Below are 14,312 nucleotides of genomic sequence, written 5' to 3' on the forward strand. Positions count from 1 at the left end.
TCCTCTAGTCTAGGCCTTTCTGAGGCGCCAGGCGTTTAATGTAACTGCTAGCGAGGATAAGGACATACCGATACCTGCAACCCAGGGGTTGACCCAACCCATCATGGCCGCCGGAATCGCCAGTAAGTTATAAACCAAAGCCCAGATGAGGTTTTCTTTAATAATCCGCTGGGTTTTATCCGCTAGCAATAGAGATTGGGCTAAGGGGGTTAAGGAGCTTGCAGTCAAAATTGCGTCTGCACCTGCGGTAGCAAGAGGTGCGCCGGCACCAACAGCAATCGAGACATCTGCCCTAGCCAATAAGGGGGCATCGTTAATGCCGTCACCAATTGCCCAAACAAAGTGACCCTCTTTTTGCAAATGCTCAATGTAGTGATATTTATCTTCTGGCGAGCAGGCACCCTTGAATCTGTCGATACCTACACGATTTGCCCACCACGCTACCGTCGCAGGATCGTCACCAGAAACTAAATGCACAGTGATCTTGCGAGATTTTGCAGCAGCTAATAGTTTTTCAAGACCCGGCCTTGGCGTATCGAGAAACAGAAAGCTGGCAATCACGCCTTTGTCATCCGCCAAATGGACTTGACCATACTGTCCTTCTTGCGCAATCTGTTGAGCACCTGTCCAAGCAGCGCTTCCCAATCGATATACGCCTGAGCTCAGGCCTTTGCCCAATTGATTGGTAATGGGTTCAAGCAAAACAGTTGCAGAGCAATTCTCAAGTTCAGCCGCACGTAATATGGACAGTGCAAGAGGATGTTTTTGGCCTGCCTCAATTGACGCGGCGAGACTGAGAACATCTGCTCTTGAAAACTCTGGGCGAGCAATCAGGACTTCTTTTAATTCTGGTTGACCCATAGTGAGTGTGCCAGTTTTATCCAACACTAAATCGGTAGATTTGACCAAACCTTCGAGTACGTGGCCACGCACAATCAATAAACCCAATTTAGTTACAGCACCTTGAGCTGCCGCCATCGCTGTTGGCACGGCGAGAGACAAAGCACAAGGGCAACTAGCAACCAATACAGAAACTAAAACTGTCCAAGCCCTGCTGGGATCGACGTACCACCAAATTGCTGAAGATAGAAAAGCAGCGATCAACAGAAAGCCGACAAAGTATCCAGCCCACTTTTCAGCGAGACTTACCATCAAAGGCTTGGCCTGCAATGCCTGATCCAATAGCGAGGCAATGCCTGCAATTCGGGTGGATTGCCCTACTGCATCGATTCTCATCAACATCGGATTCAGGATATTGTGTGTACCTGCATAGACTCGATCACCAATCTTCTTATCAATCGGCTTCGACTCTCCAGTGAGAAGTGACTCGTCCAGTGCACTCTCGCACTCAATCAAAATACCATCAGCAGGAACAACATCGCCTGGAGGAACACGAAGAACCTCGCCGGGGTTACAGTTAATCACTGGAACAATTTCGACTTGCTGAGATGCGGGATAGTTCGGCACCCTCTCACAGGTCGCGGGCAACTGTTTTGCTAAAGCCTCTGCTCCACCCTGCGCATCTTGACGAGCTAATAACTCGACATAGCGAGCAGCCAAAATAAAGGCGACAAACATAGTGATGGAATCAAAGTAGCCTTGACCTGAACCGGTTGCGAGATTCACGGTACCAGCACTAAATGCTAACGCCAAAGCTAAGGCAATCGGCACATCCATGCCGAGCATATGTGTTTGACGAAATGAAGCAACGCTACGCCATGCTGCTTGAAAAATTGGACCAGCTGAATAGACCATTACTGGAACAGTGAGAGCCCAACTAGTCCAACCTAATAGGAGGTCATACTCCGCAGTGATGTCACTATCGCCAACATAACTAGGCCACGCATACATCATGACCTGCATCATTCCCAGAAGCGCAACTCCCAGCCGCGTGAGCAATTGACGGCGCTCTTTCTTAGACTTTTCAATAGAAAGTGAAGGCTCAAAAGGCCAAGCTTCATAGCCAATGCGCTCCACTTCAAATAGCAAACGAGCTAGACTGGTTTGCTCCGGTGAAAATTCTGCCTTGACCTTTTGGCTCACATAGTTAATCTGCACATCCTTCACGCCCGGAATGCGTCGTAAATGTTGCTCACATAACCAGACACAAGCAGCACAACGAATCTTCTCAAGCCTTAAGGTTGTCTCTAAATTTCCCTCTTCGCCACTGGGCCGAGTGTATCGACCAAGTAACGAAGGATCATCATAGGGAGCCAGACTATCGGGAATTTCATTTGAAGCAAGGTAAGCTGCAGGCTTATCACTTGACTGGGCACGGCGTGCATAAAAGACCTCAAGACCTTCACCGTGGATAGTTTGCGCAATTGCCATACAACCAGCACAACAGAATTTTCTACTAATACCGCTAAGCTCAAGCTCATATGAGTCACCGGGAAGAATAAAACTTCCACAGTGATAACAGCTATTGCTTGGCAAACTAGAACTCATGAATGAATCATTTATTGTGACTTAGAGACTTGCTAACCCAGCCATTGCGACGCTCGTACAGAACAAATAACACGCCCCACACCACCACGGCGGCGTAGGCCCAAACCCACGACATTTGCGATGCGCGTGAACCCGTTAAATCGAGAACAAAACCAAAAATAGCCGGGCCTAATAAGCCACCTCCAAACCCCATTAAGGAGTGAAGGCCCATTGCAGCACCTTTAATATTTTCTTGGGCACTAACCACTAAACCAGCTGTCAAAGTAGCAGAATCAGCCATGATGAAAATGGTGTGCCCTACTGCCAAAGCAACAATCAACCACCAAGATTGTCCAGTTGAAGAAGCCAGCGCCACACCACATGCTGCGCTAGATAGCATGACAAAGAAAATCCATTTTTGACGCCCTATTCTTAAGGCAATCTCGTTTCCAATGATGGATGCCGGAACGCCAAAAAAATTAATCACGCCAGCAAGGGTGGTGGCAGTCAATAGAAAAGGGTCGCCTGTCACAATTGCACAGAAACCAAAAAAAGCTACTATCCAACTGCGAGAAGCAAACAACTCTATCGAGTGCACGGTGTAGCCAAAAATAAAACCTGAAGCTGTTTTATCTTGCAAGACTAAACCCCATTTATCAACCGGAAAAATATCGTGCAATCGAATCCGTATTGGGCCGTGCCATTTTTCATGAGTAAGCGCAGGAATAAATAGAAGCACAATCATCAAAGCAGTGAATGGGCCTAAGGCAATGATTCCGAAAACATAGCGCCAACCTAAACCATCCAAGATCCAACCTGAGCAGAGGTAAGAGAAGCCGGTACCAATACCAAAAAAAGCCGTATAGAAGGCAATGTGGCGACTCAATTCACCTGTCTTAATGCGATCCGATAGAATTTTTAAGCCGGGCATATAAGTACCAGCTAAACCAGCGCCATTAAGGGCCATAAAGATCAGGGCTGTCCAGAAGTTGTAGGCAAAAAGACTCATACCTAGCAAGCCACAAGTCGCGGAAAGGCCACCTATGAGATAAACTTTTTTTGCATCAACGCGATCTGTGAGTGCCGTTGCTAATGGGACTATCAGCATATAACCAAAGAAGAAAGCGCTAGCAATTAAGCCTGATTGCAAGTTGCTGAGCCGCCACTCTTCCTGCAAAGTTGTCAGAACTACAGCGTAACAAGCAAAACCTAGCAGTGCACAAGTTTGTGCCATGAGCATAAAAGGTGTGTAACCGGTAGGTTTAAAACGCATAAGGATTTACTGCTGACTACGATTAGGTGAATCCTGAAATCCATTTGAGCGGAAAGTCAGCACCAGAGTATCCCTAAAACCGTGAGGCCCTAAAGGCTGAATGGGGGTGGATTCATGAATCATTCTTTCATCATTCATGAGCAATAAAGACCAAGGCTCAGTGAGCGTAAACCGCAAACCAGCCGACCCACCCGCATCAAAAATACGAGTTTCCCCACCTTTGATGCCGACTCGATTAAGTAAAAATACAGCTACAAAATCTACGCCATCGCGATGAGCTCCCTCAGGAGTTGGTCGCCCAATTCCATCGGTTGTATCAATCCTAAATTGGTGCGCCTCAACAAACCAGGTATTGACTTGCTTGACACCATTGAGAACGTGGGCCAACCCAAGTAAAAGCGATTGCCAGGCAGGACTGGCGGTGAGTTGAGCCTGGGAAGGCTCAAACCAGCGCTCTATGCCACCATGTAATGCGTTGTAGTTCACAGACTGCCAATGGGCACGATGAGGCACCATGGTCAAAGACTCACCTTTGATCTCAAAACTAGAATGGCGGCGAAAACGGTAACGCCCACCATCCCTGAGATAAGGGTCACGCGGCAACTCTTCCCAAAACTGGGTGAGATCTTGTAATTTATCGAGATCGACATGCGCTATTTGCGCAACATCCCTCGCAGAGACGATCGCAAAACCATCGCCCCGAAGAGAATTTGCTAATTCCTTTAGGGGTGTAAGCGGCGGCGACAGGCTTGAGAGGGTCATGAGCTTATTTTAGGCGTTTACCAAATATCAGGGGTGCAAATTCAAGCGGCCGCGCACTTCCCCTACGTGGCCCTTCAAGTCATAGAGCTCTTTAGCATCGAGCATGGAGACTTTGATGTTCCCCACCCTTCTCTCAATGTCAGCTAAATCCTTAAAGTTTGTTTCTTTTAATGCTGGGTTAGCTGCATTTCTTTCAATCACTTTCAGCTCTTCATATACCTGAGACAATTTAAGGCGCAATAGTAAATTCTTAGCTGCCGGAATATAGGTAAATAAGGGGATCAAGATTACCAATAATGGAATCACAATTTTGGCGAAGCGGCCAATCCAGACCGCAGTCCAGAACGGTAGGTGACGATGCAAGAAAGAAGGTCCATCTTTTAAGTAGATTTCAGCATCTACGTGCAAAGGAAAATCAAGCCCTGTGCCAGATGGGAACTCCCCCGGCTTTTGCAAATAAGAATAGGTTTTTAAAATGTCGTATGTCTCGCTAAGTAATAAAGTTACTAAAGCAGGACTCACATCATCCTTTCCCACCAAGGTTGCCGTAGCGGCCAATACCTGTATATCCTGACGCGGAAGATCGTACGCAATACTCACTACTCCACGAGGGACTGTGACCTTTGAGAGAAAAGGAAATAAATGGACATAAGCATCGGCCTGCTCGAAATTCATCAAGCGAATGCCAGGGGTTTCATAGAAGCTTCTAACCAAAGGAGCCTCCGCAGCGCTGACTAAGAACACAGCATCTAACTCACCTTTTTTGAACTTCTCTAATGCGTCGAGTGGCTTTAACTTTTGCGCACGTAAATCATTCAAACTGATTCCACTTGCTTCGAGCAGTTGCGAAGTCAAGGTTAATGTGCCACTCCCTTCATTGCCGATGGATACACGCTTACCTTTTAGTTGACTCAACAAGCCCAATCGCCCAGACTCATTCTGAAAGCTAGACTCTCGATACCAAACCCATACCGGCTCATAAAATACGCCAGCAATTGAAACAAAATTAGGGTGCTTGGATAAATCGGCAACACCACCCTGAACCATTGCAAAATCAACGCCAGACTCGGGGTTGCTTAATAAAGCCAAGTTATCACTAGTACCGCCCGTAGTACGCAACTTCAGAGATACGCCCTCCTGAGCCAATTCGGCTTGAAGTTTTTCTCCAAACTGTTGGTAAAGCCCCGTTGGAAAGCCAGTAGCCAACTCAATTGATCTCGGCGGCGGTGGCACCAAAACCCACAAGATAGCAAAAAGGATGGTGACCAGAATTAAAAAGGCAATGCCAACTGCCAGGGGGTTATAGATATTTTTGCGTATGAAGTCCATAAGAATTCTTCTCGTTTTTGCCATTATGCCCCGAGCCCAGGGATCGAGAGCGGAATGAATTCATTCGAATGAATTTGAATAAATTCGGGATAAGATTGGGGTTTTCAAAGAACCATCAGGATCACAATGAATTCAAGCCCTAATAAGGTAGCTCTAGTAACAGGAGCTGGGACGGGTATCGGCAAGGCTGCGGCAAAAGCACTTTTGCAGGGTGGATTTCGCGTCGTCCTAAGCGGTAGAAATCTTGAAAAACTCAATCAAGCCATCCAAGACATTGGTGGAAGTAAACAAAGCTGCTTAGCAGTCGCCTGTGACGTAGGGAAGCCGGAGGAAGTAAAGCACTTATTTTCGGCCATCCAAAAACAATTTGGTCGTATTGATGTGCTTTTTAATAATGCCGGCATAGGTGCTCCAGCAATACCCATGGAAGAGCTGAGTTATGAGCAGTGGATGAATGTCGTTAATGCCAACCTCTGTGGCGCATTTCTTTGCTCACAAGAAGCCATCCGCATGATGAAAGCGCAATCGCCTCAAGGCGGTCGAATCATCAACAATGGCTCTATTTCAGCGCACGCACCCCGCCCTATGTCTGCGCCGTATACAACTACCAAGCATGCGATTACTGGATTAACCAAATCCATCGCCTTGGATGGGCGCCCATTCAATATTGCCTGCGGTCAAATTGATATTGGTAATGCGGGCACTGAAATGACTATCCCAATGGCAGCCGGAATTCTGCAACCCGATGGCTCAAAGAAGGTGGAGCCCCTCATGGATGTAGATCATGTTGGGCAAGCCGTTCTACACATGGCTCAACTACCTCTAGAAAGCAATATTCTATCGATGACCATTATGGCGACCAATATGCCATTTGTAGGTAGGGGCTAATTAAGGTCTGACTTGATTGATCATGAGGCGAGCATTAGTCGTGCCTACCTTGATTGTTTGGGGTGCAGATATCAAGTCACCTGACTCAGGCATAGCCATTCCTGTTTTGGAGATGCGCACCTCAACCAATACTTCAGGTAATTGAGAGATTAAGGCGTTGGGACTCATCGCCAGAGCATCATTCAAAACAAAGTTCATCGGGAATGCAGCAACTGCAGTTTTGAGTACCGCTACTGGCATGCGCTCACCTGGCTTGCGTGCAATCACCATTAAGGCATCACCCGCTTTAACTTTAGACTGCAGTTCGGAAGATATGCCAATCTGTCCGCTCACACCTTGATTGCTAATCACAGGCGCGCTAGCAGGAGGCAACCCACCCTTGCTACGAGCTTCAGCAATTGAAGCAGTAATTGCGCGAGCCTCATCTGTATCGGGAGGTAATTGTTTGGCTAACTTCTCCCAAGACTGCACTGCCGCCTTATAGTTTTGTGCATTAAAGGCTGCCGTTCCAGAAAGCCACAGCGCCAGTAAATTATTCGGATCTAGAGCTAATGCCTTGTTAATCAATTGTTGAGGCTTGCCCGCAAAATTGCCATCTGCATTTGCTGCCAATACATCAGCATAGTCTGCTAATAATTGCGGGTCAGAATCGACAAACGATCCAGCGCGAGCGTAGGCATTGGCAGCCTCAGCATTGTGGCCTAAAATTCGATAGGAGCGTGCCAGCATGGCCCAGCCCTTCAAATTGTCCGGCTCTTTTTCCATCTTTGCAGCAAACTCTGCAACCATCTTTTCAACTGACTCTTGGGTCATTGGCTTTTCAGCGTTCTTTTCGGCTATTCGAGAAGCATCACCAAGGTAGAAATAAAAGCCTGCTGAAAGCAAGATTACAAAAAGGCAGATTCCAATGATGGTTTTCTTTGGAGAACCGAGTACCGCGAGATCATCCGCCTCATCCGTATCCTGAAAAAGACGCTGACGCATTTCTGCGTGAGCCTGCTCATAATTATCTGCATCAACAATACCCGCCAAACGATCAGCCTCGAGCTTATCAAGCTCTTCCTTATAGATGGCAGCATTCATCTGACGGCGTGAAGTTGCAGAGTCTTTTGCTGGAAAAAATAATGGGCGCAGCAATAGGGCCAGAACCAAGATCAACAAAAGGAGAGCGGATATTAAAAAACTAGTCATGTGCATTTTCTGTTGAGCTGGATTTTGTATCCTGAAGTAGCGCATCAATACGACGGTTATCCTCAGCAGATAGCGTAGTACTCGGCACACTTTGATTTCTGCGGCGTAGATAAATCATTAAGCCAATAATGCCAGCGAGCAAAATAATAAAGGGGCCTATCCATAGGAGCCAAGTTATCGGCTTGACAGGCGGACGGTATAAGACGAAGTCACCGTAACGCTCCACCATGAAATTCCGAATTTGCTCATCGGTTTTACCCTCAACAATCAGGACGCGGATTTCTCGGCGTAAATCATTCGCCAAATCAGAGCGTGAGCCCGCAAGAGATTCATTCTGACAAACTAGGCAACGCATCTCTTCTGAAATGGCAATCAGACGCTGCTCTGTGACTGGATCATCCGCAAGAGGAGCTGCGTCTTTAGCAGAGGCAAAATTGATTGCACAAGAAAGCACAATCGTTGACAGAATAAGCAGGAGAAACTTTTTCAAAATCACTTGAGCTCACCCAGCAGCGGAATAATCTTCTTATTCAATAGATCCATGGTGATTGGGCCAATATGTTTAAACCGGATCACACCAGCCTTATCAATCACATAGGTCTCTGGAACGCCATATACACCGTAATCAATTCCCACCCGACCATTGGCATCAAATGCAGATAAAACGTAAGGGTTGCCTTGGCGAGCAAGCATGGCCATAGCATCATCACGCTTATCTTTGTAATCCAAGCCAATAATCGGTGCGACCTGTAACTTACCCAGCTCAACTAAAACGGGGTGCTCTTCACGACATGCAACACACCAAGAGGCCCATACATTCAGAATCCAGGGTTTGCCTTTCATGCTTTCGGGCGAAAAGGTTTTTTGAGGATCTGCCAATTGAGGTAATTCAAAAGCAGGAGCTTGCTTACCAATCAACGGTGAAGGCACTTCATGGGGATCACGATTTAAGCCTACCGCTAAAAATCCAACCAAGATCACAAACAAGAGGAGTGGAATTAAAAACTTAGCCTTCATGCTGCAGCTTTCTTCAGCTTCATGCGATAACGTTTATCTGACATTGCTAATACGCCACCCAATGCCATCAACAAACAACCACCCCAAATCCAATCAACAAAAGGCTTGTAATAGACACGCACTGCCCACGCTTTATCCTCCAACTCTTCTCCCAATGAAACATAAATATCTCTAGTGAGGCCTACATCAATTGCCGCCTCAGTCATTGGCATAGTTGAAGAGAAGTAGCTGCGCTTTTCTGGATACATTGTGGCTTCGAGCTTCCCATTACGGGTAAGCAAGAAAGTGCCCTGCATTGCTTTGTAGTTAGGGCCAGGAATAGCGCTAACACCCTTTAGCTGAATATCATAGCCACCAACACTAACGCTTTCACCTGCAAGCATGCGCACATCTTTTTCTTCTTGGTAAGCGCCCACCATAGTGACGCCAATGACAAACACAGCTATACCCAGATGTGCCACTTGCATTCCAATAAATGAACGCGTTGGTTTGCCCGCTTTTGCCTGACGAATAATCTGCAGAACACCTGAAGCAATCACCCAGAAGGCCAATAAGAAACCAAGGCTACTAAGCCAGGTGAATTCACCCATGACAAATGGAATCAAAGCTGCGGCAATGACTGCCACCAATGCTGCAATCCATAAGCGCTTGATCACATCAAATAGATTAGAGTTTTTCCAACTAGTCCAGGGTCCAATACCCATCAGCACCAATAAAGGAATCATGATGGGCACAAAGACGCTATTGAAGTATGGAGGCCCTACTGAGATCTTTCCTAAATGCAAAGCATCAATCAGCAAGGGGTAGAGCGTGCCCAGCAGTACGGATGCAGCTGATACCACTAAGAAAACATTACCAAGCAAGATAAAGGTTTCGCGTGAAGTTAAGCTGAACTTACCGCCAAGCGTGCTTTTGGGAGCACGCCATGCGTAGAGCATTAAAGAAGAGCCAACCACCAGGACCAAGAAAATCAAAATAAAGATACCGCGCCTTGGATCAGTCGCAAATGCGTGAACTGAAGTCAGAACTCCAGAGCGAACCAGGAAGGTCCCCAGCAGTGAAAGTGAGAAAGCAGTGATAGCCAACAACACTGTCCAACTCTTGAATCCACCACGCTTCTCGGTAACCGCTAAAGAATGGAGCAATGCGGTACCTACAAGCCATGGAATGAATGAGGCGTTCTCAACGGGATCCCAGAACCACCAACCACCCCAACCCAATTCGTAATAAGCCCACCAGGAACCTAATGCGATACCGAGCGTTAGAAATACCCAGGCAGCTGTTGTCCAGGGACGTGACCAGCGCGCCCAAGCAGCATCAAGGCGGCCAGATAGCAAAGAAGCGATCGCAAAGGCGAATGCTACTGAGAAACCAACGTAACCCATGTAGAGCATTGGCGGATGAAACACCAAGCCCGGATCTTGCAGAAGCGGATTTAATGAGCGGCCATCTTGCGCAGCTGGTAAGAGTCTTTCAAAAGGATTGGATGTGGTGAGTACAAACAAGAGTAGGCCCGTGGTCACTAAACCCAAAACACCAATCACGCGAGCGACCATAAATTCATCGAGCGATTTAGAAAGTTGCGCTACCAAAAATGTCCAAGTAGATAACAGGAAGATCCAAAGCAATAAAGAACCTTCATGGCCACCCCATACCGCACCTAAACGATAGATGACAGGCATCTGCGAGTTTGAATGTTCGGCTACATAAAGAACAGAGAAATCATTCGAGTAGAAACTCCAGGCCAAAATCACAAATGCAATGGCGAGCAACAGGAATACTGTTTGCGCAGCCGGTCTTGCCAATAGGATCCATTCGCGACGACCTTGGTGCGCGCCAACTAATGGAAGAATGCCCTGAATAATGGCGATGCATAAAGCGAGGATTAATGCGTAATGCCCAAACTCAGGAATCATTATTTATTTCCGTTTTTTTGAGCTTGCTCTAAAGCATGCTTAGCCTCTGGAGGCATATAGTTCTCGTCATGCTTAGCCAATACTTCGCTAGCAATAAATTGCCCATCTGCATTAAGGCGACCTTGAATGACCGCGCCCTTACCTTCTTTAAATAAATCTGGAAGGATGCCGGTGTAGGCCACCGGAATATCCTTCACCATGTCGGTAATGACAAAGTGCACTGTTAAACCATCTCGCTTAACTGATCCATCCTTAACCATCCCGCCAATTCGGAAAACTTGACCAGCAGGTGATTTGCCCGCAGCCACCTCACTTGGGGTGACATACAAAGCGATATTGCTATTAAGGGCATTCAAAATAAGTACCGCTGCAATACCAATAGCAATGAGTGCGCCAACAATAATGGCTGCCCGTTTATGTCTTGGTTTCACTTGCTACCCTTTTGATCAAACTGCTCCGCCATCACTTCACGCTGAAGTCTACGAACAATCGCTTTATGGCGTGCGCGGACAGCTAGAGGCTCTAAAAAGAGCACTAAGGCGCAAACGCCAAAGCTGCACCATACATATAGTGCGTAACCACCCATCGCAAAGAATTCAGCCGGACTATTCCACATTAAAGCTTTACCTCGTTTAATTGCTTGACCCAGTCAGTATGGGCCTCGCGCTCCAAAATGATGGCGCGTACACGCATTAACCCTACTGCGATTGAGTACATCCAGAAGCATAAAGCCATCAAGAGCATTCCCCAGAGCATGGTCTGGGCCATGGCCGGGGCCTTCGTTAATGAAACGGAGGCTCCTTGATGCAAGGTATTCCACCATTTCACTGAAAAATAAATAATAGGCACATTCACCACGCCAACCAAAGCCAAGATGGCACCAGCTTTATCAGCACGGCGAGCGTTATCTATAGAGGCTTGCAAAGCGATAAATCCAAGATACAAAAAGAGCAGAATTAATTCAGAAGTTAAGCGCGCATCCCATACCCACCAGGCGCCCCACATCGGCTTACCCCAGAAGGCACCAGTCCATAGGGATAGAAATGCCATCCAAGCTCCAATTGGAGCTAAGGCCTGCGCCATCATGGCGGATAGACGGGTATTAAATACCAAGCCCAAGCCCGCCCAAGCGGCCATGACTAAATAGATGAACATGGACATCCAAGAAGCGGGTACATGAATAAAGATAATGCGGTAACCCTGACCCTGCACTGCATCTACTGGCGCGACGAAGAAACTCACCCACAAGCCGGCAACTCCAAAAATCACAGTGAGTGCCCAGAACCAGGGAATCATTTTTCCAGCCAGCGGATAAAAAGTGCTCGGGCTCGAGAACTTGAACCAGTTCATCACGCGACTAGAAGATAAATTATTTACATTACTCATTCGATAGCAATCTTGACTGCATTAGCACTAACCCAAGGCACAAATGCTAATGCCAAAATGAATAAAGCGCCCAATAGTGAAAAATGTCCTGTGATATCAAGTCCTACGCTGCTAGCGTAGACTGCACCAGCGCCAAAAATCAATACAGGTATGTATAGGGGCAAGATCAGAAGGCTCATTAATACGCTGCCACCCCTCACCCCTAAAGTTAGGGCCGCACCAATAGAACCCAGTAGGGATAAAACGGGGGTTCCCAGCAATAAGGCTGCCATCAATACCTTTAAAGACTGAGCATCCAAATCAAATTGAATACCAATCACCGGCGCCAGCAAGACTAGAGGCAGGCCGCAGACCAGCCAATGTGCCACCACCTTACCAAACACTAATGCCGTGAATGAATTCGGGGATAGAACTAATTGCTCCAAGGTGCCATCTGCATAATCGGCTGCGAACATCCGCTGCAAACCTAGCAATGTAGAAAGTAAGGCGGCGACCCAAATAACGCCAGGTGCAATCTTTCTCAGCAAAGCGGTATCAGCGCCAATACCTAATGGAAAGAGGCTGGTCACAATCACAAAGAAAAATAATGCAGTCAACACCTCGCTCTTGCGACGCATCACCAGCAATAGATCACGATGGACGATAGCAATAAAAGCGTTCATAGATCTAACACTCGCAGACCAGGAATAGCTAAGGGCTGATGACTTGTCAGTACTGCCAGCCCATCATTCTCAAGATGTTCTGCTATTAAGCCTTGCAACTCCGCTACTGCATGGGCATCTAAAGCATTAAAAGGCTCATCCAAAATCCAAACTTGTGCGCGTCGCGTCACCATACGTGCCATCAAGACGCGTTTTTTCTGACCCGCCGACAAACAATTAACAGGCAGATCTTCGCGCCCTTTTAAACCAAATCGCCACAAAGAATTAAAAGCATCCTGCTCTGAAAGTGCAACGCCATCGATTGCCGCATACATGCGTAAATTTTCCAGGGCACTGAGATCTTCTTTCAAGGCATCGCGATGCCCCAAAAACAAAAGCTGACTGTGATATTCCGATGCATCTTTTTTAATGGAATGACCGTTCCAAAGAACCTCTCCCGCCTCTGGGGAAGCTAGGCCAGTAAGTAAGCGCAATAGACTCGTTTTCCCAACGCCGTTCTCACCACGAATATGGAGGCATTGGCCAGGCAATACCTGCAGACTCAACCCCGAAAATAGCTCTCGCTCACCTCGCACGCAGGTAATCGCACGAGCCTCAAGGGCCGCGACTGCTGATGGTGGAAAGGAGGTATTAGTGGCTGTCATCGAAAGAAATGGCTTGAATCAAACCATCTCAGGCATTGTCCAAGACCCACTTAGGGCTGTCAAACGACCTAAAACAGCATTTACAGAATAAATTTCTTTTAATTCAAGCGCTTAGCTGATTATAGAGGCTATTCAAACGAACTCAGCGCACTGGGCTACCCAAGATCATCTATAGCAAGAGCCTTATTTCCAAAAAATAGCCAGCTTTTGAGGTGCAGAGGCCTGAATGCTGACAGATCGCTTCTGGGTTAGCCCTTGATAAGAGGCCTCAATCTGATATTGGCCAGCATTCAAATTAATCAAAATGTAAGGGCCATCTGCTTGCGCATCGAATATCACTTGATTTTGAGAGTTCAGAATTTTGATTTTTGCACCAAAAATCCAAACACCGCGACCATTTTCTAATTGCGACAGCTCCAGCAATAAAGGCCACTGCTTTGCCTCTGCCAAGATCGCTTGGGATTCCTCTTCGCCTACCCCACCAGAGATATAGGAGATTCCTTTGGAATATTGCGTATCGGGAATTTGAGCACACACCAATGAGGAAGTAAGAATGCAGACCGCAGACAGAATGGATTTGATGCAGAAGTTCATGTGAGCCTCTTTTGATTAGCGTAAGTACTTCCAATTCATTCTACAGTTAAGCCAATCGGTTTAGTGGTCCGAAGAAAAACAAAAAGCCCCACTACATTGAACTGACCCACAAAAGTTGGACAGTTTGATTAGGTTACCAGAAGGGATTGAGTTCGGTATTGCACCGGGCTCAATCCCTTTAGTTTTTGCTTGATCCGATCATGGTTGTAGTAGTGGATATATT

General features: G+C 46.9%; 16 protein-coding genes. 1 reads left to right on the top strand and 15 read right to left on the bottom strand.

Annotation, left to right across the window (positions count from 1 at the left end; translation table 11 throughout):
* Positions 1 to 9: 9 nt before the first annotated feature.
* From ICN30_RS09515 to ICN30_RS09530, 4 genes are read right to left on the bottom strand one after another with little or no spacing between them, the layout of a single operon-like run.
* Complete coding sequence (locus tag ICN30_RS09515) at positions 10 to 2,448, bottom strand: heavy metal translocating P-type ATPase (protein WP_216275160.1); 2,439 nt, start codon at positions 2,446 to 2,448, stop codon at positions 10 to 12.
* A 7-nt stretch (positions 2,449 to 2,455) separates the two neighbouring features.
* The gene (locus ICN30_RS09520; RefSeq protein WP_216275163.1) at positions 2,456 to 3,700 is read right to left on the bottom strand and encodes a nitrate/nitrite transporter; all 1,245 of its coding nucleotides are present in this window, start codon (positions 3,698 to 3,700) and stop codon (positions 2,456 to 2,458) included.
* Positions 3,701 to 3,706: 6 nt separating this feature from the next.
* Positions 3,707 to 4,462, bottom strand: coding sequence for a 2OG-Fe dioxygenase family protein (locus ICN30_RS09525; RefSeq protein ID WP_216230098.1), 756 nt, complete (start codon positions 4,460 to 4,462; stop codon positions 3,707 to 3,709).
* A gap of 27 nt (positions 4,463 to 4,489) precedes the next feature.
* Positions 4,490 to 5,791 (bottom strand): TAXI family TRAP transporter solute-binding subunit, encoded by a 1,302-nt coding sequence (locus ICN30_RS09530; RefSeq protein WP_216275165.1) that lies wholly within the window; start codon positions 5,789 to 5,791, stop codon positions 4,490 to 4,492.
* 126 nt (positions 5,792 to 5,917) lie between these two features.
* Between ICN30_RS09530 and ICN30_RS09535 the strand changes: the two genes are divergently transcribed.
* Positions 5,918 to 6,679, top strand: a complete 762-nt coding sequence (locus tag ICN30_RS09535) for an SDR family oxidoreductase (RefSeq protein ID WP_216275168.1) — start codon at positions 5,918 to 5,920, stop codon at positions 6,677 to 6,679.
* Here ICN30_RS09535 and ccmI read toward each other — a convergent pair whose 3' ends face one another.
* The 11 genes from ccmI to ICN30_RS09590 form a co-directional block, all read right to left on the bottom strand.
* The gene (ccmI, locus tag ICN30_RS09540) at positions 6,680 to 7,870 is read right to left on the bottom strand and encodes a c-type cytochrome biogenesis protein CcmI (protein ID WP_216275170.1); all 1,191 of its coding nucleotides are present in this window, start codon (positions 7,868 to 7,870) and stop codon (positions 6,680 to 6,682) included. It abuts the gene before it with no gap.
* Complete coding sequence (locus ICN30_RS09545; RefSeq protein WP_216863421.1) at positions 7,863 to 8,360, bottom strand: cytochrome c-type biogenesis protein; 498 nt, start codon at positions 8,358 to 8,360, stop codon at positions 7,863 to 7,865. Before ICN30_RS09545 ends, ccmI begins: the two co-directional genes overlap by 8 nt.
* Before the next feature lie 2 nt (positions 8,361 to 8,362).
* The gene (locus ICN30_RS09550) at positions 8,363 to 8,887 is read right to left on the bottom strand and encodes a DsbE family thiol:disulfide interchange protein (protein WP_216275173.1); all 525 of its coding nucleotides are present in this window, start codon (positions 8,885 to 8,887) and stop codon (positions 8,363 to 8,365) included.
* A complete protein-coding gene (locus ICN30_RS09555; RefSeq protein ID WP_216275175.1) occupies positions 8,884 to 10,803 on the bottom strand; it encodes a heme lyase CcmF/NrfE family subunit in 1,920 nt (639 codons plus the stop codon). Before ICN30_RS09555 ends, ICN30_RS09550 begins: the two co-directional genes overlap by 4 nt.
* The gene (ccmE, locus tag ICN30_RS09560; protein WP_216275177.1) at positions 10,803 to 11,234 is read right to left on the bottom strand and encodes a cytochrome c maturation protein CcmE; all 432 of its coding nucleotides are present in this window, start codon (positions 11,232 to 11,234) and stop codon (positions 10,803 to 10,805) included. The genes ICN30_RS09555 and ccmE overlap by 1 nt, the downstream gene beginning before the upstream one ends.
* A complete protein-coding gene (gene ccmD / locus ICN30_RS09565; protein ID WP_216230105.1) occupies positions 11,231 to 11,419 on the bottom strand; it encodes a heme exporter protein CcmD in 189 nt (62 codons plus the stop codon). The genes ccmE and ccmD overlap by 4 nt, the downstream gene beginning before the upstream one ends.
* Complete coding sequence (ccmC, locus tag ICN30_RS09570) at positions 11,419 to 12,189, bottom strand: heme ABC transporter permease CcmC (protein WP_216275179.1); 771 nt, start codon at positions 12,187 to 12,189, stop codon at positions 11,419 to 11,421. The genes ccmD and ccmC overlap by 1 nt, the downstream gene beginning before the upstream one ends.
* A complete protein-coding gene (gene ccmB / locus ICN30_RS09575; RefSeq protein WP_216275181.1) occupies positions 12,186 to 12,851 on the bottom strand; it encodes a heme exporter protein CcmB in 666 nt (221 codons plus the stop codon). Before ccmB ends, ccmC begins: the two co-directional genes overlap by 4 nt.
* Positions 12,848 to 13,495 carry a cytochrome c biogenesis heme-transporting ATPase CcmA gene (gene ccmA, locus ICN30_RS09580; protein WP_216275183.1) on the bottom strand — a complete coding sequence of 216 codons (648 nt, stop codon included), beginning with the start codon at positions 13,493 to 13,495 and terminating at the stop codon, positions 12,848 to 12,850. The genes ccmB and ccmA overlap by 4 nt, the downstream gene beginning before the upstream one ends.
* Before the next feature lie 183 nt (positions 13,496 to 13,678).
* Positions 13,679 to 14,089 carry a carboxypeptidase-like regulatory domain-containing protein gene (locus ICN30_RS09585; protein WP_216275185.1) on the bottom strand — a complete coding sequence of 137 codons (411 nt, stop codon included), beginning with the start codon at positions 14,087 to 14,089 and terminating at the stop codon, positions 13,679 to 13,681.
* Between the two features lie 128 nt (positions 14,090 to 14,217).
* Positions 14,218 to 14,312, bottom strand: a 95-nt coding sequence (locus tag ICN30_RS09590) for an IS3 family transposase (protein WP_216217838.1), incomplete at its 5' end; no start/stop codon positions are given.

Source organism: Polynucleobacter sp. 31A-FELB (assembly GCF_018882405.1).
GTDB lineage: Bacteria > Pseudomonadota > Gammaproteobacteria > Burkholderiales > Burkholderiaceae > Polynucleobacter.

Coding starts and splice junctions, on each gene's coding strand:
- ICN30_RS09515 (WP_216275160.1), bottom strand. CDS start 2,448: ATGAGTTCTAGTTTGCCAAGCAATAGCTGTTATCACTGTGGAAGTTTT.
- ICN30_RS09520 (WP_216275163.1), bottom strand. CDS start 3,700: ATGCGTTTTAAACCTACCGGTTACACACCTTTTATGCTCATGGCACAA.
- ICN30_RS09525 (WP_216230098.1), bottom strand. CDS start 4,462: ATGACCCTCTCAAGCCTGTCGCCGCCGCTTACACCCCTAAAGGAATTA.
- ICN30_RS09530 (WP_216275165.1), bottom strand. CDS start 5,791: ATGGACTTCATACGCAAAAATATCTATAACCCCCTGGCAGTTGGCATT.
- ICN30_RS09535 (WP_216275168.1), top strand. CDS start 5,918: ATGAATTCAAGCCCTAATAAGGTAGCTCTAGTAACAGGAGCTGGGACG.
- ccmI (WP_216275170.1), bottom strand. CDS start 7,870: ATGACTAGTTTTTTAATATCCGCTCTCCTTTTGTTGATCTTGGTTCTG.
- ICN30_RS09550 (WP_216275173.1), bottom strand. CDS start 8,887: ATGAAGGCTAAGTTTTTAATTCCACTCCTCTTGTTTGTGATCTTGGTT.
- ICN30_RS09555 (WP_216275175.1), bottom strand. CDS start 10,803: ATGATTCCTGAGTTTGGGCATTACGCATTAATCCTCGCTTTATGCATC.
- ccmD (WP_216230105.1), bottom strand. CDS start 11,419: ATGTGGAATAGTCCGGCTGAATTCTTTGCGATGGGTGGTTACGCACTA.
- ccmC (WP_216275179.1), bottom strand. CDS start 12,189: ATGAGTAATGTAAATAATTTATCTTCTAGTCGCGTGATGAACTGGTTC.
- ccmB (WP_216275181.1), bottom strand. CDS start 12,851: ATGAACGCTTTTATTGCTATCGTCCATCGTGATCTATTGCTGGTGATG.
- ccmA (WP_216275183.1), bottom strand. CDS start 13,495: ATGACAGCCACTAATACCTCCTTTCCACCATCAGCAGTCGCGGCCCTT.
- ICN30_RS09585 (WP_216275185.1), bottom strand. CDS start 14,089: ATGAACTTCTGCATCAAATCCATTCTGTCTGCGGTCTGCATTCTTACT.